The sequence below is a fragment of the Geminicoccus flavidas genome, assembly GCF_009806515.1.
GTDB lineage: Bacteria > Pseudomonadota > Alphaproteobacteria > Geminicoccales > Geminicoccaceae > Geminicoccus > Geminicoccus flavidus.
In genome coordinates this window covers 1-1,107 of the sequence record NZ_WUJP01000670.1, presented here as the reverse complement: position 1 = coordinate 1,107, position 1,107 = coordinate 1, and the positions used below count along the sequence as shown (strand labels likewise).

Below are 1,107 nucleotides of genomic sequence, written 5' to 3'. Positions count from 1 at the left end.
TCGATGCGCGAGACCCCCGCAGGCAGACACCCCGCTCGAGGCGCTGCGCATGTCGATCGAGCGGCACCGCCGGGGCTCAATCATCACTCGGATCGCAAGAGTTCACTCCGCAGCCGACGACGACCGCCACGTTGTCACTGCAGCGGACATCACGCCGTCCATGAGCCGGCGCGGCAACTGGCTCGACAACACGCCGCTTCCCAGGCCTCCTGGCTTGGTCTTCTCCGGCGAACGGATGGATCGGCAGCAGCCGATCCTTGGAGAGCTTCTTTCACACAGTGGAGGGCGAGCGCTTGCAACACCGGATCTACGCGACCCGCACCCACGCCCATCGTGACCTGTTCACGCCTATCGAGGACTTCACGGCTCCTGACGCCTGCACTCCAGGATAGGCTGGTACCGGCCAACATGAGGGGATGGCGGCCCGAACGCTTCCAATTTTCCGAGACAGGCTCAGACAGTCCGTATCAGCATGCCTGCGAAGGTCCGGCTCCAGCCGTCAAGACTTGCCATGCTGCGTCTTGTGGCGCGAGGGCACGGCTGACCGGGTGTTCCGGTATCGCACTGCCCGTCCGTCGGCGCGCCCGTCATCGACTGGTCCACCTGCTGCCCATGCGACGGACGGCATGCCATTCGGGAACGACCGACTTCAGAAGGGCAAGGAAGGCTCCGGTCCATCCTCCCGCTGCCCGTCTTCCCGCTGGCCTTTGGCCACTACCTGCAGGGCGTCGTCGGGCAGGGGGCGCTGCAGGGCGAGCGCGTCCTCGGTGGTACCTTCCAGCCAAGTGTCGCATTCTTCCTGCGTGGTCAGCAGCACCGGCATGGCTTTCGCGTGGATCGGCCGCACCACGTCGTTGGCCGGGCAGGTGAGGAAGGCGAACAGCCGGTGCTCGCCCTCCACCGGCTCCGCCTTGGTGCCGCGCGTCCCGGTCCAGGGCCGCCACAGCCCCGCGAACGCGAACAGCGGCCGTGACGGATCGAGCGCGAACCAGTGCGGCACCTTGGGCTGGCTGTCGGTGTACTCGCAGAACGAGCTGGCCGGCACCAGGCAGCGCCAGCCGGGCTTCAGCCAGCCGCGCCAGTAGGGGCTGGTCAAGTTGCGGATGT

General features: G+C 67.0%; 1 protein-coding gene. It reads right to left on the bottom strand.

Features of this window, described 5'->3' with window-relative positions:
• Positions 1 to 649: 649 nt before the first annotated feature.
• Positions 650 to 1,107 (bottom strand): SOS response-associated peptidase family protein (locus tag EQG76_RS19020; RefSeq protein WP_200840934.1); only part of this gene is annotated, 458 nt, incomplete at its 5' end.